The following is an 18,585-nucleotide window of genomic DNA, read 5'->3' on the forward strand; positions in this document are numbered from 1 at the left end:
ACCGCGGCGGCGAGAGACAGCAACGAGAGACGAGGACCATGAGCGAGCACACCGGAGCACCCTCGGCAGCGGACGCCACCCCCGCAGGCGGTTCCTCTCCCGAGGGGGAGACCGCCCGGATCTGCCGGGAACTGATCCGCTTCGACACCTCCAACTACGCGAGCGGGGAGGCGGAGGGCGAGCGTGCGGCCGCCGAGTACGTGGCCGGGCTGATCGAGGAGGTGGGCCTGGAGGCCCAGTACTTCGAGTCCGCCCCCGGCCGCGCAAACGTCTTCACCCGCCTCGAGGGCTCGGACCCCGGCGCGGACGCGCTGCTCGTGCACGGCCACCTGGACGTGGTGCCCGCCATGGCCCAGGACTGGTTCGTGGACCCGTTCGCGGCGGAGGTCAGGGACGGCATGATCTGGGGCCGCGGCGCCGTGGACATGAAGGACATGGACGCCATGATGCTCTCGGTGCTGCGCCACATGCGCCGCACCGGAACGCGGCCGAAGCGGGACATCGTCTTCGGGTTCTTCGCGGACGAGGAGGCCGGCATGCGCTACGGCTCCAAGTACATGGTCCAGGAGCACCCGGAGGTCTTCGACGGCGTCACGGACGCCCTGAGCGAGGTGGGTGGCTTCTCCGCCGACATCGGCGGGCGCCGGGCGTACCTGCTGCAGACGGCGGAGAAGGGCTTCATGTGGCTGCGGCTGGTTGCGGAGGGTCAGGCGGGCCACGGCTCGGGGCTGCACGAGGACAACGCGGTCACCCACCTCTCGCGGGCGATGGCGAACATCGGCGAGTTCACGTGGCCCGTGGAGCTGACCAAGACCACCCGCGCGTTCCTGGACGAGGTCACCGAGCTCACGGGGGTGGAGTTCGACCCCCAGAACCCCCAGCGGCTGCTGAAGGAGCTCGGGGCGGTCTCACGGTTCGTGGGTGCCACCCTGCAGAACACCTCGAACCCCACCCGCCTGGACGGCGGCTACAAGACGAACGTGATCCCCGGCTCCGCCCAGGGCTCGGTGGACGTCCGCTTCCTGCCGGAGCAGGAGGAGTACGTGCGCGCCAAGCTGCAGGAGCTCGCGGGAGACAGGGTGCGCATCGAGACCGAGTTCGAGGACATCGGCCTGGAGGTCCCGTTCTCCGGCACCGTGGTGGACGCCATGGTGGACGCGTTGAGCGCGGAGGACCCGGACGCCGTGGTGCTGCCCTACATGCTCGGCGCCGGCACGGACAACAAGTCCCTGTCCCGTCTGGGCATCACCGGTTACGGCTTCGTGCCCCTGCAGCTGCCCCCGGAGCTGGACTTCACGGGCATGTTCCACGGTGTGGACGAGCGGGTTCCGGTGTCCTCGCTCGAATTCGGCTCCCGCGTGCTCGACCGGCTGCTGCGCAGCTACTGAGCCGCGCGGCGTCGCCTCCCCTGCACCGTTCAACCACCGCGTCCCGAACGCACCCCATGGAAAGAGCCTGAGATGAACGCCGTCACCGAACTGCTGCCGGACGAGCTGATCGATCAGATCCGGGGCCGGGCGGGCGCGGTGGACCGCGAGAACCGTTTCTTCGACGAGGACTTCGAGGCCCTGCGGGAGGCCGGGTACCTGCGGATGCTCGTGCCCACGGAGTTCGGCGGGCTGGGCTTCACACTGGAGCAGGCCGTGGCGGCCCAGCGTCGGCTCGCCACCGCGGCGCCGGCCACGGCCCTGGGCATCAACATGCACCACGTCGTCGTGGGGATCGGCTACACCCTGCACCTGCGCGGGGACGAGCGCGCCCGGCGGATCTTCGAGGATGCGGTGGCCGGGGAGGTCTTCGCGTTCGGCATCTCGGAGGCCGGAAACGACTCCGTGCTCTTCGACGCCACGACCCGCGCGCACGACGCCCCCGAGGGCTGGCGGCTCTACGGCACCAAGATCTTCACGTCCCTGTCCCCGCGGTGGACGCGCCTTCTGGTCCACGCGCGCACGGAGCGGGACGACGACGCCGCGCGGCTCGTCGTCGGCTTCCTCACCCGGGCAGAGCACACCACCGAGGTGCCCGGCGTGGAGGTCCGCCAGGACTGGGACGCCCTGGGCATGCGGGGCTCGCAGTCCTGCACCACCGTGCTGGACGGTGCCCTGCTGCGGCGGGAGGACCTGCTGACCACCACGCCGGTGGGGCCGAACCCGGACCCGGTGGTGTGGGGGATCTTCGGGTGCTTCGAGCTGCTGCTGGCGGCCGTCTACACGGGCATTGCGGACCGGGCCATCCAGGTGGCGGTCGAGATCACCACCGCCCGCCGCTCGCTCGCCAAGGGCGCCCCGTACTCGGACGATCCGGACATCCGCCGCCACATCGCTCGGGCCGGGGTGCTGCGCGACGGGGTGGAGCTGCAGCTGCGGCAGCTCGCGGCGGACGTGGACGCCCTGGGGTCCGAACGAGACCCCGGACACGGCGCGCGCTGGTTCATCCTCTTCTCGGGCGTCAAGCACCGTGCCACCGAGTCCGCCCGGGAGGTCGTGGACCTTGTCCTGCGCGCCTCCGGAGGGTCCCAGTACCGCAGCGGCACGGAGCTGGAACGCCTCTACCGGGACGTGCTCGCGGGGCTGTACCACCCCTCGGACCCGGAGTCGGTGCTCGCCGCCACGGCCACCTCCCTGCTCGGGCCCGTCTGCGAGTGAGGCCCCGAGTCAGAGCGTGCGATCCACGCGCATGATGCGCCGGCGCATCACGTAGCGCCGGGCACCCCCGTAGAGCACCGCGGAGCGCATCAGCTCCCACTTGCCGTACTCCGCGTGCTCCTTGACGCGGGTCCGGGCCTCGGCAATCTTCTCGCGGGGCGCCACGGTCAGCGAGAGGTACTCGTAGCGCTCGTCGCGTCCGGTCATGGTGGGGTGGCCGGACACCGAACTGTGCTTCAGACGTTGTTCTTTCATCGCTACCCATTCTGCTCCGATACCGGCTAACGTCTACACCATGAGCACCGATCCCCGCGCCGCCCTGCAATCTCTCGTCAACGCCCTCGAAGAACACCTCGCCGCCGCGGCCAACCGCCGCTCGGACGACGACCCCTCGGTGGACGGGGCCTACCTGGCCATCGCGAACTCGTTCGAGGCCTACGAGGAGGCGCTCTACGACGCCTACGACGAGGTCACCCCCCTCACCGTCTTCGCGGACGACGACGACTCGGACGATGACTACGACGAGGACGATGACGACGAGGAGGACGACCTCCTCGAGGACAACGAGATGCTGGACGAGGACCTCGTGGACGAGGACGACTACGACGAGGACGACGACTCCTCCGCAGACTCCTCCAACGGGTCGCGCGAGCGCCGCTGACGCGACCGGCACACCGGATCGACGAGGGCCCCCACCGCTGGTGGGGGCCCTCGTGCGTTTCCCCCAGGAAGACACCCGGGGTTCCCGCCGATGACGTCGCGGCCACGCCGCCGACTGTGACGCCCGTGGCCTGTGACCCGCACCTGTGACCTCGGCGTGGATCCAGCGTGCGGATCGGGCGCGCGGTGGGTGCCCAGAGTGCTCTCAGGCCGGTGGCGGGGGAGGCCCGGAGGGGGTGCCGTACAGTTGTCGCGTGAACTGGATCGAAGCGATAATCCTGGGCCTGGTGCAGGGCCTGACAGAATTCCTCCCCGTCTCCTCCTCCGCGCACCTGCGGATCGTGGGCGAGTTCCTGCCGAACGGCGCGGACCCCGGTGCAACCTTCACCGCGATCACGCAGCTGGGCACGGAGACCGCTGTGATCATCTTCTTCTGGCGGGACATCGTGCGCATCATCAAGCGGTGGGCGCTGTCGCTGACCGGCAGGGTGGACCGCAGCGATCCGGACGCCCGCATGGGGTGGTTCATCATCCTGGGCTCGTTGCCCATTGCGGTGCTCGGCCTGCTGCTGCAGGACTACATCGAGACGCAGTTCCGTTCACTGTGGATCACGGCCACGATGCTCGTCGTCTTCGGTCTCTTCCTGGCCATCGCAGACCGGGTGGGCAAGCAGGAGCGCAGCCTGGAGGACCTGACCCTCAAGCACGCCGTGGGCTACGGCTTCGCGCAGGCGCTCGCGCTGATCCCGGGAGTCTCCCGCTCCGGCGGAACCATCACCGCCGGTCTGCTGATGGGCTACACGCGAGCTGCCGCCGCGCGCTACGCGTTCCTGCTGGCGATCCCCGCCGTGTTCTCCTCCGGGCTCTACCAGCTCTACAAGGCGGTCAGCGGTAAGGAGGCCGGCGGGGTCTACACCATGGGCCAGACGACCGTGGCCACCGTCATTGCGTTCGCGGTGGGCTACCTGATCATCGGCTGGTTCATGCACTACATCTCCGAGCGCAGCTACAACCTGTTCGTGTGGTACCGCGTGCTGCTGGGTGCCGTGGTGTTCGTGCTGCTCGGCACGGGCCTGATCAACGCCTGATCCTGCCCGGGCACCCGCCGTGGCGACCGGCCCCGGCGAGTGGCTCCCCGTGTCCCGGGGAATAGCGCACCGGCGGGGCCCGTTGCGATCGTGAGTACCGTCAGCTCCTCCTACCGAAGGTGAACATGAAGTCTTGGCCCAGCCGCCCGGTCCCGGAACTGCCCGGGACGTCCTCCGTCCCGCGGGTGCACGACACGAGTACCGGACGCACGGAGGCGGTGGCGCCGCTGGGGGACCGCGCGGGGCTCTACGTGTGCGGGATCACTCCGTACGACGCGACCCACATGGGCCATGCCGCCACGTACGTCACGTTCGACCTGCTCTACCGTGCCTGGCGCGACGCCGGGTACCCCGTGGACTACGTGCAGAACGTCACGGACGTGGACGACCCCCTGCTGGAGCGCGCGATCGCCACGGGCGTGGACTGGCGTGAGTTGGCCGAGTCACAGACGCAGCTGTTCCGCACGGACATGGCCGCGCTGAACGTCCTCGCTCCGGAGCACTACGTGGGTGCCACCGAGGCCGTGGAGTGGATCGTGCCCGCCGTCGAGCGGCTCGTGGAGCGCGGGCTGGCCTACCGGGTGCCTGCGGGCACCGGCCAGGACGGGCAGCCGGCACCCGCCGGGGACGTCTACTTCGACGTCGCCGCCGCGGGGCGCCTGCGCGAGGACGACCCGGACGCCTGGGTGGTGGGCAGCACGTGCCGCATGGACCGCGGGCAGATGATGCCCCTGTTCGCGGACCACGGCGGGGACCCGGATCGCACGGGCAAGCGCGACGCCCTGGACCCGTTGCTGTGGCGCGTTGAGCGCCCGGGGGAGCCCTCGTGGGACGGTGCGTCCCTGGGCCGTGGCCGCCCGGGGTGGCACATCGAGTGCAGCGTGATCGCGCTGAAGTACCTGCCCACGCCGTTCACGGTGCAGGGTGGTGGCTCGGACCTCGCGTTCCCGCACCACGACATGGGCGCGGGGCACGCTTACGCGCTGTCCAGCGAACCGATGGCTCAGCACTACGTGCACACCGCCATGGTGGGGCTGGACGGCGAGAAGATGTCCAAGTCCAAGGGCAACCTGGTGCTCGTCTCGACCCTGCGGCAGCAGGGCGTGGACCCGGCCGCCATCCGTGTCGCGATCCTCTCGAACCACTACCGCACAGACTGGTTCTGGACGGACGAGCTGCTGGAGGACTCGAAGCGCCGTCTGGTCCGCTGGCGGGAGGCCGCCGCGAAGCCGGAGACGGCCGGGGCCCAGGCACTGCTGGAGGCCGTGCGTGCGGCACTGGCCGAGGATCTCGACGCTCCCGCGGCGCTGCTCGCCGTGGACGCGTGGGCGGCCCGGAATCTGGGCGGAGCCGCCCAGCGCGGCTCCGAGTCGTCCGCGGAGGACGCGCAGCTGGTGCGGGACACGCTCGACGCGCTGCTCGGCGTCGTCCTCTGAGGACCCGGTGGGAGGAGGGCCCACGGTCACCCCGAACAGGGTGTCCGTGGGCCCTCCTCCGTGCCCGGCGCGGTGTGTGCCCCCGTGGTGACGGGCGAGTGACCGCGGGGCCGGGTCATTTGCGGTCGTCGCGGCGGCGCAGGTAGCGCTCGAACTCGCGCGCGATCGCGTCCCCGGTGGCCTCCGGGAGGTCCACGGTGTCCTTGGCCTCCTCGAGCTGCCGGACGTAGTCCGCGACTTCCGGGTCCTCGGAGGCGAGCTCGTCCACGCCGCGCTCCCACGCCTCGGCATCCTCGACCACCGGCTCCAGGGGCAACGACATGCCGAGCAGGTCCTCCAGCTGGCGCAGCAACGCGAGCTGGGCCTTCGGGGAGGGCGAGTGCGCCACGTAGTGCGGCACGGCGGCCCACATGCTCAGCGTGGGGAAGCCCGCGAGGGCGGCCATGTGGGAGAGCACCCCCACGATGCCCGTGGGGCCCTCGTACTGGGGTGCCTCGATCTCGAGCTCCTCCCGCAACTCCTCGGTGTCCGAGGTCAGAGTCACGGGGATGGGGCGCGTGTGGGGGACGTCCGCGAGCAGGGAGCCCAGCATGATCACGAAGTCCACGTCCAGTGCGGTGGCCTGCTCGATGAGCTCCGCCGTGAAGGTCCGCCACCGGTAGGACGGCTCCCAGCCGTGCAGCAGGACCACGTCGAGGTTCGTGCCCGCCACGCTCGCCTTCGTCAGCCGGGTGCTGGGCCAGTGCAGCTTCTGCTCCCCGGTCAGTGAACGCCGGATGATGGGCCGCGAGTACTGGTAGTCGTAGTAGTCGTCCGACTCGACCTCGAAGACCTCCTTGGCCCCGAGGTGCTCGCGGATCAGCTTCAGAGAGTCGGTTGCGGCGTCCCCGGCGTCGTTCCAGCCCTCGAACGCGGCGATGAGGACCGTGACGGTCTCCTGCTCCCGACCGTCACGCACCACTCCGAAGGGACCGGTGCCGGGTTGCTCCGCATTGCTGTGCGATGTGCTCACCGCTCCACTGTACGGCGCCCGTCCCGGCGGTTCCACGACGGCCACCCAGCCCGGTGCCGGGTGGCCCACTTACCATGTGCACCATGGCCGATCCCCGCTTCCCCGCCCCCGACGCCGCCTCCTCACCCGCGGGGCGCCCGCGCCGCTCTCGCGGGGTCCGCCTGGGCCGGGTGCTCGGCGTGGAGGTCCGTCTGGACCGCTCGTGGTTCCTGATCGCGGGCCTGACCGTGGTGATGTACGGCCCGGTGCTGTGGCGGGTGTACCCGGACCTCGGGTGGCTGAACCTCGTGGTGGCGCTGGGCTTCGCCGTGGGCCTGGCGGTGAGCGTGCTCGCACACGAGCTCGCGCACGCGGCCGCCGGGCGACGCGCCGGGTGGCCCGTGGACCGGATCGTGCTCACCCTGATGGGCGGTCACACCACGTTCGGCACCGTGCGCACCCGACCCCTGCCCACCGCTCTGGTCTCCCTCGCCGGCCCGCTGGCCAACGTGGCGCTCGCGGTCCTCGGCGAGGTCCTGCTCGCTGCCGCACCGGCCGGGGCCACCGGGCCCTGGTGGGCACTCGCGCAGCTGCTCGTGATCGCGAACTGGGTGCTCGGACTGTTCAACCTCCTGCCGGGCCTGCCCCTGGACGGCGGCCGGGTGGTCGAGGCCGTGGTGTGGACGGTGACCGGCTCCGAGTGGCGGGGCACGGCCGTGTCCGCGTGGTGCGGACGGGGGATCGCCGCGCTGCTGGTGCTGTGGCTCGCGTGGACGCAGCAGTGGCGCCAGCCCGCCGTGCTCGTGGTCTCGCTGCTCGTCGTCACATTCATCGTCGCGGGTGCCGGCCAGGCACTGCGGCAGGCGCGGCTGATGGGTCGGCTCGACTCCGTGCGGGCGGAGGAGATCGCCCGCCCCGCCATGGAGTTCACGCCCGCCACCCCACTCTCGCTCGTTGACGCCACCGTCACGGCGGCCACCGGGGACGACTACCGCGGCTGGACGCCGGACGTGGTCGCCCGGGACGCGGCCCGGGGCACCCTCGGCGTGCTCGACCCCGCACTCGCGGCCCGCGTGCCGCTGCCGGAGCGCTCCCGCGTGGCACTGGGGGACGTGTGTCAGTGGTACCCGGCGGACGCGGTGGTCGCCCCGCGGACCCCCGGTGGCGAACTCGCGCGGCAGCTGGAGGCCGGGCGGCTGCAGTGGGTGTGGGTGGCCGACGACGTCGCCCCGGTCACGGGGGTCGTGCACCACGAGGACCTCGTGCGCCACGCGCTGCACCGCTGACCTCTGCGGACGGGATCCCGGCGGGCGTGGTCTCGGCAGTGCCCCCTCTCCACCCCACCCCGGCCCGCTACGAGGCGACGGCGGCCCCGCCAGCGCGCGGGCGGCGTCGTCCCCGGTGGTAGCGGTGTGGGTACGGTGAGAGAATGAGAAGAGGCCCCGGCACGGCAGTGCGGCGGGCCGAGGACGGGCGGCACCCGCCGTCATCGTCGAGCAGGTGTGAAAGTGAGCAGATGACCCAGCAGCAGCCCCGAGACATCCCCGTGACCCCCGCCCCGGTGCGCGGCGCCGCCAACCGGCGCGGTCCGTTCCGCTCCGGTGAGCGCGTCCAGCTCACGGACGAGAGCGGGAAGATGACCACCATCACCCTGGTGGATGGAGGGGAGCACCACACCCACCGCGGGGTCCTCGGCCACGACCTGCTGGTCGGGCGGCCGGAGGGCACGGTGGTGACCAACACCTCGGGCATCCAGTACCAGGCGCTGCGCCCCCTGCTCAAGGACTTCGTGCTGTCCATGCCGCGCGGAGCCGCCGTGGTGTACCCGAAGGACGCCGGGCAGATCGTGGCGATGGCGGACATCTTCCCCGGGGCGCGCGTGGTCGAGGCCGGCGTGGGCTCCGGCGCCCTCACCATCTCGCTGCTGCGGGCAGTGGGGGACGAGGGCCACGTGCGCTCCTTCGAGCGCCGCGAGGAGTTCGCTGAGATCGCGCGCGGGAACATCGAGACCATGTTCGGCGGCCCGCACCCCGCGTGGCACCTGAGCATGGGCGACCTCGCCGAGGAGCTCGGGGAGAACGAGGAGCCGGGCTCCGTGGACCGCGTGGTGCTGGACATGCTCGCACCGTGGGAGTGCCTGGACGCCGTGGCCACCGCGATAGCACCCGGTGGTGTGGTGATCTGCTACGTCGCCACCGTGCCGCAGCTCTCCCGCGTGGCCGAGGCCATGCGCGCTGACGGGCGCTTCACCGAGCCCGAGGCCTCCGAGACCATGGTTCGAGGCTGGCACGTGGAAGGGCTCGCGGTGCGCCCGGACCACCGCATGGTCGCCCACACCGGTTTCCTGATCCAGTCCCGCCGCCTTGCCGACGGCTCGCCCCGGCTCGCGCCGAAGCGGCGCGCATCGAAGAGCGAGTACACCGAGGAGGACCTGCAGGCCTGGACCCCGGTGGCCCTGGGCGAGCGCGTGGTCTCCGACAAGAAGCTCCGTCGCGCCGGGCGCGACGCAACGTCTTTGGCCCAGCACGCCGCCCGCGCGGACCGCGAGATCTCCGAGGGTCGCGCGGAGTCGGACAGGCACCCAGTGGTGACCGCCAGCGACGACGCCACGGAAAGCGCGTCGTCGTCCCCAGACACCTCGAGCACCCAGGACACCCAGGGCGCCTCGGCCGCGCACCCGACCGTGGCCGGTGAGCGGCTGGACGAGGAGCGTCATGTCTGAGGCACCCCACCCGCAGCAGCGGCCCCAGCGCTCGTCGGAGGAGATCGTGCAGCGGCAGATGGCCATGCTGCGGGACCAGAAGCGCAACCTCGACAAGCAGCTCAGCGCCCTGGGTTCGCAGAACGAGAAGCTGGTGCGGCTGCTCAACGCGTCCCGCCAGGAGATCGTGACGCTCAAGAAGACCCTGGCTGCGGAGGCCGAGCCGCCCGCCACGTTCGCCACGATCCTGCAGGTCAACCACGGCAGGCAGCCGGTGGGAGAGGCCACCGGGGACGGCCCCGTGGTCACCGGACCCACCGTGGACGTGCTCGCGGCCGGGCGTCGGATGCGCGTGGCACTGAGCCCCCTCGTCTCTCTGGGCGCGTGCGAACCCGGCCTCGGGGTGCTGCTCAACGAGAACTACGTGGTGGTCGCGGTGCTCGACTACGAGCGCACCGGGGAGGTCGCCACCGTCAAGGAAGTGGTGGACCACGACCGCGTCCTCACTGTGGGCCGCTCGGACGAGGAGCGCGTGCTGCTGCTCTCCGGCAGGCTGCGCCGCGAGCGCCCAAAACCCGGCGACGCCGTCACCGTGGACCACCGCACCGGCTTCGCCCTGGAGCCCGTGGCCCGCACGGACGTCGAGCAGCTCGTGCTGGAGGAGGTCCCGGACGTCAGCTACTCGGACGTCGGCGGGCTGGGCCCCCAGATCGAGGCCATCCGCGACGCCGTGGAGCTGCCCCACATCCACCCCGAGATCTTCCGCGAGCACGGCCTGCACCCGCCCAAGGGCATCCTGCTCTACGGGCCCCCGGGCAACGGCAAGACACTGATCGCCAAGGCCGTGGCCCGCTCCCTCGCCGAGCGCAGCGCCGCGAAGGCCGGGCGCTCGCGGGCCGAGGGGTACTTCCTGAACATCAAGGGCCCCGAGCTGCTGGACAAGTACGTGGGGGAGACGGAGCGGCAGATCCGCTCGATCTTCGCCAACGCGCGCGAGCAGGCGGCCCGGGGCGTGCCCGTGGTCGTGTTCTTCGACGAGATGGACTCGTTGTTCCGGGTCCGCGGCTCGGGGCTCTCCTCGGACGTGGAGACCACGATCGTGCCGCAGCTGCTCACGGAGATCGACGGCGTGGAGAAGCTCGACAACGTCATGGTCGTGGGTGCCACCAACCGTGAGGACATGATCGACCCCGCCGTGCTGCGCCCCGGACGCCTGGACGTGAAGATCCGCATCGACCGTCCGGACCGCGAGAGCGCCCGCGAAATCTTCTCCCTCTACGTCACCGAGGACCTCCCGCTGCGGGAGGACGACGTCGCCCGCGCCGGTTCCCGCGCGGCCGCCGCGGAGGAGCTGGTCCGGGCCGCCGTGGAGCGCATGTACGCGCGGGTGCCGGACACGGAGTTCCTCACGATCACTCACAAGGACGGTTCGCAGGAGACCCTCTACTTCGCGGACTACGCATCCGGCGCGGTGATCCGCAACGTGGTGGACCGCGCCAAGAAGCAGGCGATCAAGACCCTTCTCACCACCGGGCGGCGCGGGCTCACCGCTGAGCACCTGGTGCGTGCGGTGGACGAGGAGTTCCACGAGCAGCAGGACCTGCCGAACACGGGGGACGCCGAGGACTGGGCCCGGCTCACGGGACGCCGCGCGGACACGTTCCAGGACGTGCGGATCGTGCGGCACACCCCGGTGCAGGGTGATGCCACGGAGCAGGGCGCGCTCGCGTCAGCATCCTCGACCGCGTCCTCGACTGATGGGTCCACCGGATCGGAAACTGGCTCCGGCACGGGCTCAGCGGTCGGTTCGGCTGACAGTTCCGCCGCCGGTTCAGCGACCGGTGCCGGTGCGCTGCGCGGTGGCGCGCGGTGACGGTGCGCAGGATCATGGGCAGCGAGACGGAGTTCGGCGTGCTGGCCCAGGGCGAGCCGGGGGCCAACCCCACGGTGCTCTCGACGCGCGTGGTGACCGGCTACGCCGCCTGGGTGGCCCGCCAGCACCGCTCGGCTGCCAACCAGCAGGGTGCGGGATCGCAGAACGCCCCGCTCGGCACGGCGTGGAACTACGGCTCGGAGGCCCCGCTCACGGACGCCCGCGGCTTCACGATGGACCGGGAAGCGGCCCACCCGTCGCAGCTCACGGACACCGCCCCGGAGCTCACGGCCGAGGAGATCGCAGCCGAGGCCATCCAGGAGTCCGCGCTGTACGCGGAGGACATGGACTGGCGCCGGGTGGTCATGAACACCGTGATCCCCAACGGCGCGCGGGTCTACGTGGACCACTCCCACCCGGAGTACTCCTCCCCGGAGGTCACGAACCCGCTCGACGCCCTCACATGGGACGCCGCGGGGGACGTGGTGGCGCACCGGGCTGTGGACTTCCTCGCCGCGGGTTCCGGGCAGGGCGCGCCCGTGAACCTCTACAAGAACAACACGGACAACAAGTCCGTCTCCTACGGGGCCCACGAGAACTACACGGTCTCCAGAGACGTCCCGTTCGAGCGGATCACCGCGGCGCTGCTGCCGTTCTTCGCGTCCCGCCAGGTGGTCTGCGGGGCCGGACGCGTGGGGATCGGCACGGACGGCTCCCGGCCCGGGTTCCAGCTCAGCCAGCGCGCGGACTTCTTCGAGCGCACCGTGGGGCTGGAGACCACCATCCACCGGCCGATCGTCAACACCCGGGACGAACCGCACGCGGACGACGCCCGCTACCGCCGGCTGCACGTGATCATCGGAGACGCCAACCTCTCCCACACGGCCACCCTGCTGAAGTTCGGTGCCACCTCGCTCGTCCTGAACCTCGTGGAGCACGACCGTGTCCCGGAACTGGACCTCGTGGACCCCGTGGCCGCCCTGCAGAGCATCAGCCACGACCCGTCCCTGGCCACGACCGTGCCCCTGCGCGACGGCCGCGAGCTCACGGGCGTGCAGCTGCAGCGCGAGTACCACCGGGCGGCCCTGGAGCTGGAGACCGAGCTCGCCCCGGACGGACTGGACCCGGACACCGCGCAGGTGCTCGAACTGTGGGACGAGGTGCTGACGGGCCTCGCCGCGGACCCGGCCCAGCTGGCCGACCGCCTGGACTGGGCCGCCAAGTACGCCCTGCTGCAGGCCTACCGCCGCCGGGACGCGATGTCCTGGGACGACCCGCGGCTGCTCGCCATCGACCTGCAGTACGCGGACGTCCGGCCAGACAAGGGCCTCTACCACCGGCTCGCGGCGGGCGGGCGGATCCGCACCCTCGTGGACCACGCCCGGATCGTCGACGCCGCGGACACCCCTCCCGTGGACACCCGCGCGTGGTTCCGCGGCACCGCAGTGGCCACCTATCCGGAGGCAATGGCCGGGGTGGGGTGGGACACCGTGAGCGTGAGCTTCCCCGGGGTGCGCCGCGGCGCACGGATCGCGATGCCCGAGCCCGGGGACCTCACCCGGAAGGTGAGCGGAGACTGGTTCACCGCCCCGGACGCCGAGCAGTGGGTGGCCCAGGTGGCCCGGCACCGCCCCGGACTGGTCACAGGCAGCGGCACCGACTGACCCGGTGCCGCTCACAGGGACGGCGCGGCCGCACGAGCGACCACCGGCAGGCCGGGTGGCACGCGGGCACACGCACCACCGGACAAGAGACGCACGCAGACACGAACGGACACGTCCGGGTGAACGAATCCCGGGCACACAGGAGGAGACATGGCACAGGAACGCATCTTCGGCACGGGGTCCCGCCGCGAGGAGGAGCCGGACGCACCCGCGCCGGCCACCCCGCCGTCGTCCGGGGCCGCCCAGGCCCAGCACGACACCCGGGGCACGGACGACCTGCTCGCCGAGATCGACGGCGTGCTCGAGACCAACGCCGAGGCCTTCGTGAAGGGCTTCGTCCAGAAGGGCGGTCAGTGACGGCGTGGAACGGCGCATCTACGGGATCGAGACCGAGTTCGGACTGACCCACAGCGCACCGCAGGGCCGTCCCCTGGGTGCGGACGAGACGGCGCGGCGGCTGTTCGCACCGGTGCTCGCGTGGGGGCGGGCCTCCAACGTGTTCCTGCCTAACGGCGGGCGCCTGTACCTGGACGTGGGCTCCCACCCCGAGTACGCGACGGCAGAGGCTGCGACCCTGCAGGACGTCGTCGCCCAGGACGCCGCCGGCGAACGGATCGTGGACGACCTGCGCGCCCAGCTGCAGGAGAGCCTGGACGCCGAGGGCGTGGGCGGCACGGTGCACCTGTTCAAGAACAACGCGGACTCCGCAGGCAACTCGTTCGGCTCGCACGAGAACTACATGATTGCCCGCCGCACGGAGTTCTCCCGGCTGGTCCAGCACCTGCTGCCGCTGCTGGTCACGCGGCAGATCCTCGTGGGCGCGGGCCGGGTGCACCCGGACGGGCCGCCGTCCTTCGGCTCCCTGGCCCTGGGGGACGGGCGCCCCGGCTACTCGTTCTCCCAGCGGGCGGACCACGTGTGGGAGGGGTCGTCCTCGGCCACCACCCGCTCCCGCCCCATGATCAACACCCGGGACGAACCGCACGCGGACGCCGAGCGCTACCGCCGGCTGCACGTCATCACGGGCGACTCGTCCATGTCCCAGACCACCACGGCGCTGAAGATCGGCATCACGGACGCGGTGCTGCGGATGATCGAGGCGGGCCAGATCCTGCCGGACCGCACGCTCGCGGACCCGGCCGCCGCCCTGCGGCAGGTCTCCCACGACCTCACCGGTTTGGCACCGCTGGAGCTGGCCGCGGGGGGCCACCGCTCGGCGATCGAACTGCAGCGCGAGTACCTTGAGGAGGTCACCCGGTTCGTGCAGCGCCACGGCGCGCACCACGACCGCCTCGACTGGGTCCTCGGTCTGTGGGACCGCGGGCTGCGGGCCGTCGAGGAGCAGGACAGCGCGCTGGTGGACCGCGAGCTGGACTGGGCCATCAAGAAGAAGCTGCTGGACTCCTACGCGAGCGCCCACGGGATGGACTGGTCCCACCCCCGCATGGCGCAGTTGGACCTCGCCTACCACGACACCTCCGCGCGCCACGGACTCTTCCACATGCTGGAGCGCCGCGGTGCCGTGGAGACGTTCGTGACCCCGCAGGACGTCGAGCGCGCCGTCGTCGAAGGCCCTCCCACCCGGGCGCAGATGCGCGGGCGGTTCGTGGCCGCGGCCCACGACGCCGGGGTCAGCACCACCGTGGACTGGGTGCACCTGAAGCTCAACGGGGAGCACCAGCAGAGCACGGTCATGTGCAAGGACCCCTTCGCCACCACCCAGCCGGACGTCGAGGGGCTGATCGCGGAGATCACCTCCGGACGCGCCTGACCCCACCCGCCCGCAGTGTTCCGGGGACTCTCCCAGCCGCGGCCCACGCGGGCCCTCTACATTGGCCCCGAGCCAGCACCCCGATGACGAAAGGTCACCCCCTCGTGCGAAAGATCATCCCCGCCGGCACCGCCGCGCTCGCCCTGTCCCTGCTGCTGACCGGCTGCGGCGGGGGCTCGGGCTGGGACTCCGTGGAACTGTCCGCAGACCCCTCGGAGGGCACCGCGCCGTCGGTGTCCTTCGAGACCCCCCTGAAGGTGGACGACGCGCAGACCAAGGTCCTGAAGGAGGGGGACGGTGAGGAGATCCACGCCGGCGACAGCATCATGCTGCAGGCGGCCCTGTACAAGGGCTCGGATGGTTCCTCGCTGGGGGACACCTACAGTCAGGGTGCCGGACAGGTGCTGACCGTCAACGACGAGCTCAAGGACTCCCTGCCGCAGATGTACGACGCCCTGACGAAGGCCAAGGAGGGGGAGATCATCGCGTACAGCTCTCCCAAGACCAGCGGCGCGGCCTCCGAGGGGGACGACTCCACCTCGGTGGAGGTCTACCAGGTGACCAAGAAGATCATGCCGCCGCTCAACGAGAAGATGAAGACCCCCTCCAAGGGCATGCCCAACGTCACGCAGGACGACAAGGGCACCCCCACGATCGCCAAGCCCTCCGGCAGCGAGCCCAAGGAGCTGAAGACGGACGTGCTGATCGAGGGGGACGGTGACACGGTCAAGGAGTCGGACACCGTGATCGCGAACTATGTGGGCGTGCGCTGGGCGGACGGGAAGTCCTTCGACTCCTCCTACGAGAAGGGCACCCCGGCCTCCTTCCCCCTCAACGGTGTGATCGCCGGCTGGAAGGAGGGTCTGAAGGGCCAGAAGGTGGGCTCGCGCGTGGAGCTGGTGATACCCACCGACAAGGCCTACGGCACGGAGAAGGAGCTCGGCAAGGACTCCCAGTACCCCGCGGGCGCGCTCGTGTTCGTGGTGGACATCCTCGGCACCACACCCACCCCGAAGACGGAGACCGCGAGCCCGCAGGCCTCGGCGAGCGCCACCCCCGGTGCGTCCACGGCGCCGAGCGCGAGCCCGGAGTCCTCTGCGTCCGGCAAGTGAGACACGGCTACACTGTGTGCTCGGCACGGCCCCGCCCGGGGCCCACGACGAAAGGTAGAGCCCGTGTCATTCGGACAGCGCAAGCTTGATCGTTCCAAGCCGGAGATCGACTTCCCCCAGGACCCGGTTCCCACCGAGCTGCGGATCGTGGACGAGATCCAGGGCACCGGCCGGGAGGCGAAGGTCGGGGACACGGTCTCGTGCCACTACGTGGGTGTCACGTACTCGGGCGGCGAGGAGTTCGACGCCTCCTGGAACCGCGGTGAGCCGCTGGGCTTCACGGTGGGCGTGGGACAGGTCATCCAGGGCTGGGACCAGGGTCTGCTGGGCATGAAGGTGGGTGGTCGGCGTCGGCTGGAGATCCCCTCCGAGCTGGCGTACGGCTCGCGCGGCGCCGGCGCCGCGATCGGCCCGGACGAGTCCCTGATCTTCGTGGTGGACCTGCTCGACGTCCGCTGAATGGCGCCCTCCGCGGGACCCTCGGCGCGCCGTTCCACCACGGCGTCCGCCGAGCGGCTCCTCAACCTGCTGATCGCGCTGCTCGACCGCGAGTCCGGGTACACCCGTGAGCAGCTGCGCGGGATCGTGCCCGGTTACGACCGCGCCGGAAATCAGGACGCGTTCGAGCGCATGTTCGAGCGCGACAAGGCGCACCTGCGCTCACTCGGGTACCCGGTGGAGGAGATCCCGGACGACGACCCCTGGGCCTCGGACGCGCAGCTCACCCCCCGCTACCGCGTGCCCCGGGGCTCGTACCGGTTGCCCCGGGTGCGGTTCAGCGCGGAGGAGTCCGCGGTGCTCGCCGTCGCGGCGGACGCGTGGAACGACGCTGCCCAGGACCGGCTCGCACGCCGCGCCCTCGACAAGCTCGAACCGGCGCTCAGCGGCGAGGCGGCGCCGGGCCGGGACCTGCAGCCCACCGTGGCCGTGGCGGACCCCGCCTTCGAGCCGCTGCTCTCGGCAGTGCTTGCGCACCGCACGGTGCGCTTCGACTACGTGGACCGCACCGGGGCGTTCTCCCAGCGCACGGTGCAGCCGTGGGGCGTGGGCTCCCGCTACGGAGCCTGGTACCTCGCGGGCTGGGACACGGACCGGCGTGCACAGCGCACGTTCCGGCTCTCCCGCATCATCTCCGAGGTGGAGACCACGCGCGAGACGTTCGAGCCGCCCAGGGACTTCTCCATGGGCGGTCAGCTCGCGCGCATGGTCAGCCAGCCGCCGCAGCTGTGCGTGGTGGTCCACGTCCGCCAGGGCGCGGGCCAGCTGCTGCGCCGCATTGCCGCTCCGTCCGACTCGCCCGCGTGGCGGGCCCCCGAGGGCTACGACGCCGTGCAGCTCGCGGTGCACGACACCGAGTCCGCGGCGGAGCACGTGTGCGCGGCCGGACCGGACGCCGTCGTGCCCCGCGAACCGGCCACGGGAGCGGACCCGGACGGGACGGTGGGCAAGGACACCCAGGTGGCGGTCGCGGACGCCGTGGCCCGGCGGCTCGAGGACGCGCGCGCGTTCCAGGCGCGGATGTCCGGGGTGCAGGTGCAGTGGGGCAAGCAGCGCCGCCACGGTGCGGCCAAGGCCAGCACGGAGCAGCACCTCGCGCGGCTGCTGCACATCGTGCGCCACGTCTACGCGCACCAGGGTGCGGAGCTGGAGGAGACCGCACGGCACTTCGGCATCACGGACGCGGAGCTGGTCAACGACCTGCAGACCCTGTTCGTGTGCGGACGCCCCGGCCACCTCCCGGATCAGTTGATCGACGCCTCCTGGGACGACGGCCACATCTACCTGGGCAACGCCCAGGAGCTCTCGGAGCCCGTGCGGCTCACCGTGCCCGAGGCGAGCGCGCTGCTCATGGGGCTGCAGACCCTGCAGGCGGTTCCCGGCGGTGACAGCCGCGTGGTGCGCTCTGCCATGCGCAAGGTCGCCACCGCCGCGGACGCCCTGCCGCTCGCGGACGCGCTGGACGTTCCGGACGCCGACGCTGTTTCGGAGCCCCGGGACAGCGAGCTCGTCACCGGGCTGCGGGCCGCCATCGCGGACGGGCGCCGCGTGCGGCTGCGCTACCTCGTGACCTCGCGGGACGAGGTCACCGAGCGGCTCGTGGACCCGGTGCGGATGATCTTCTCGGACGGCCACCAGTACCTGCGCGGGTGGTGCCTGCAGGCCAACGCGCCGCGCACGTTCCGCACGGACCGGATCGTGGGCTGCGAGGACGCCGGGGAGGCAGAGGTGCACCCCCGGATGGAGTCCGAGGTGCGCTCGAGCATCCAGCCGGCCAAGCGCCGCCCCGTGCAGGCCGTGGTGGTCACGGACCGCCGCGGCCGGTGGATCGTGGAGCACTACCACGCCAAGCGGCACGTTGAGGTCGAGGTTCCCGCCCCGGCCACAGGGGGGCCAGGGGCCGGGGGAGCGGACGACGACGCCGCGGCCCACGGCGCGCGCGAGCCCGCCCGTCCGCGCACGGCACGGGGTCCGCGGCCGCTTCCGGAGTTCGTGGCGGCAGAGGTGGACTTCCCCACGCTGGACGCGCTGTGCTCCCTGGTGACACGCCACGCGGGACACGTGGGCGTGGTCTCCCCGCCGGAGGCCGTGGCCGCCGTGGAACAGTGGCTCGACAGCAGCGGCACAGCCCGCACCTAGGCTGACC

General features: G+C 71.6%; 16 protein-coding genes. 14 read left to right on the forward strand and 2 right to left on the reverse strand.

Going from position 1 to position 18,585, the window contains the following annotated elements:
• Positions 1–38 precede the first annotated feature (38 nt).
• Together B3G12_RS07255 and B3G12_RS07260 are read left to right on the forward strand one after the other, a co-directional pair.
• Positions 39–1,388: a M20/M25/M40 family metallo-hydrolase gene (locus B3G12_RS07255; protein ID WP_290499820.1), complete on the forward strand. Its 1,350-nt coding sequence runs from the start codon at positions 39–41 to the stop codon at positions 1,386–1,388.
• A gap of 72 nt (positions 1,389–1,460) precedes the next feature.
• A complete protein-coding gene (locus B3G12_RS07260; RefSeq protein WP_290499821.1) occupies positions 1,461–2,645 on the forward strand; it encodes an acyl-CoA dehydrogenase family protein in 1,185 nt (394 codons plus the stop codon).
• A 9-nt stretch (positions 2,646–2,654) separates the two neighbouring features.
• Here the strand turns inward: B3G12_RS07260 and B3G12_RS07265 are convergent, their stop codons facing one another.
• A complete protein-coding gene (locus B3G12_RS07265; RefSeq protein ID WP_414672736.1) occupies positions 2,655–2,900 on the reverse strand; it encodes a DUF5703 family protein in 246 nt (81 codons plus the stop codon).
• Between the two features lie 40 nt (positions 2,901–2,940).
• Between B3G12_RS07265 and B3G12_RS07270 the strand changes: the two genes are divergently transcribed.
• From B3G12_RS07270 to mshC, 3 genes are all read left to right on the forward strand, one after another.
• Positions 2,941–3,306 carry a primosomal protein gene (locus B3G12_RS07270; RefSeq protein ID WP_144942853.1) on the forward strand — a complete coding sequence of 122 codons (366 nt, stop codon included), beginning with the start codon at positions 2,941–2,943 and terminating at the stop codon, positions 3,304–3,306.
• A 253-nt stretch (positions 3,307–3,559) separates the two neighbouring features.
• On the forward strand, positions 3,560–4,393 hold the full coding sequence (locus tag B3G12_RS07275; protein WP_290499822.1) for an undecaprenyl-diphosphate phosphatase: 834 nt from the start codon (positions 3,560–3,562) through the stop codon (positions 4,391–4,393).
• Positions 4,394–4,518: 125 nt separating this feature from the next.
• A complete protein-coding gene (mshC, locus tag B3G12_RS07280) occupies positions 4,519–5,829 on the forward strand; it encodes a cysteine--1-D-myo-inosityl 2-amino-2-deoxy-alpha-D-glucopyranoside ligase (RefSeq protein WP_290499823.1) in 1,311 nt (436 codons plus the stop codon).
• Positions 5,830–5,944: 115 nt separating this feature from the next.
• Here mshC and B3G12_RS07285 read toward each other — a convergent pair whose 3' ends face one another.
• On the reverse strand, positions 5,945–6,841 hold the full coding sequence (locus B3G12_RS07285; RefSeq protein WP_144942856.1) for a PAC2 family protein: 897 nt from the start codon (positions 6,839–6,841) through the stop codon (positions 5,945–5,947).
• Positions 6,842–6,924: 83 nt separating this feature from the next.
• Between B3G12_RS07285 and B3G12_RS07290 the strand changes: the two genes are divergently transcribed.
• The 9 genes from B3G12_RS07290 (at position 6,925) to B3G12_RS07330 (ending at position 18,578) form a co-directional block, all read left to right on the forward strand.
• Positions 6,925–8,106: a site-2 protease family protein gene (locus B3G12_RS07290; RefSeq protein WP_290499824.1), complete on the forward strand. Its 1,182-nt coding sequence runs from the start codon at positions 6,925–6,927 to the stop codon at positions 8,104–8,106.
• Positions 8,107–8,336: 230 nt separating this feature from the next.
• Positions 8,337–9,542: a tRNA (adenine-N1)-methyltransferase gene (locus B3G12_RS07295; protein WP_290499825.1), complete on the forward strand. Its 1,206-nt coding sequence runs from the start codon at positions 8,337–8,339 to the stop codon at positions 9,540–9,542.
• Positions 9,535–11,394, forward strand: coding sequence for a proteasome ATPase (gene arc / locus B3G12_RS07300; protein ID WP_290499826.1), 1,860 nt, complete (start codon positions 9,535–9,537; stop codon positions 11,392–11,394). Before B3G12_RS07295 ends, arc begins: the two co-directional genes overlap by 8 nt.
• Positions 11,391–13,058: a depupylase/deamidase Dop gene (dop, locus tag B3G12_RS07305; protein WP_290499827.1), complete on the forward strand. Its 1,668-nt coding sequence runs from the start codon at positions 11,391–11,393 to the stop codon at positions 13,056–13,058. Before arc ends, dop begins: the two co-directional genes overlap by 4 nt.
• 150 nt (positions 13,059–13,208) lie before the next feature.
• The gene (locus B3G12_RS07310) at positions 13,209–13,415 is read left to right on the forward strand and encodes a ubiquitin-like protein Pup (protein WP_055083727.1); all 207 of its coding nucleotides are present in this window, start codon (positions 13,209–13,211) and stop codon (positions 13,413–13,415) included.
• Positions 13,416–13,419: 4 nt separating this feature from the next.
• A complete protein-coding gene (pafA, locus tag B3G12_RS07315) occupies positions 13,420–14,829 on the forward strand; it encodes a Pup--protein ligase (RefSeq protein WP_145010795.1) in 1,410 nt (469 codons plus the stop codon).
• A 104-nt stretch (positions 14,830–14,933) separates the two neighbouring features.
• Positions 14,934–15,941 (forward strand): FKBP-type peptidyl-prolyl cis-trans isomerase, encoded by a 1,008-nt coding sequence (locus B3G12_RS07320; protein WP_222126497.1) that lies wholly within the window; start codon positions 14,934–14,936, stop codon positions 15,939–15,941.
• A gap of 63 nt (positions 15,942–16,004) precedes the next feature.
• Complete coding sequence (locus B3G12_RS07325) at positions 16,005–16,400, forward strand: FKBP-type peptidyl-prolyl cis-trans isomerase (RefSeq protein WP_126874796.1); 396 nt, start codon at positions 16,005–16,007, stop codon at positions 16,398–16,400.
• Entirely contained in the window at positions 16,401–18,578 is a 2,178-nt protein-coding gene (locus B3G12_RS07330) for a WYL domain-containing protein (RefSeq protein ID WP_290499828.1), read from the forward strand.
• Positions 18,579–18,585: the final 7 nt, after the last annotated feature.

The organism is Kocuria sp. UBA5001 (genome assembly GCF_002398425.1).
In the GTDB taxonomy this organism is placed as follows: domain Bacteria; phylum Actinomycetota; class Actinomycetes; order Actinomycetales; family Micrococcaceae; genus Kocuria; species Kocuria salsicia.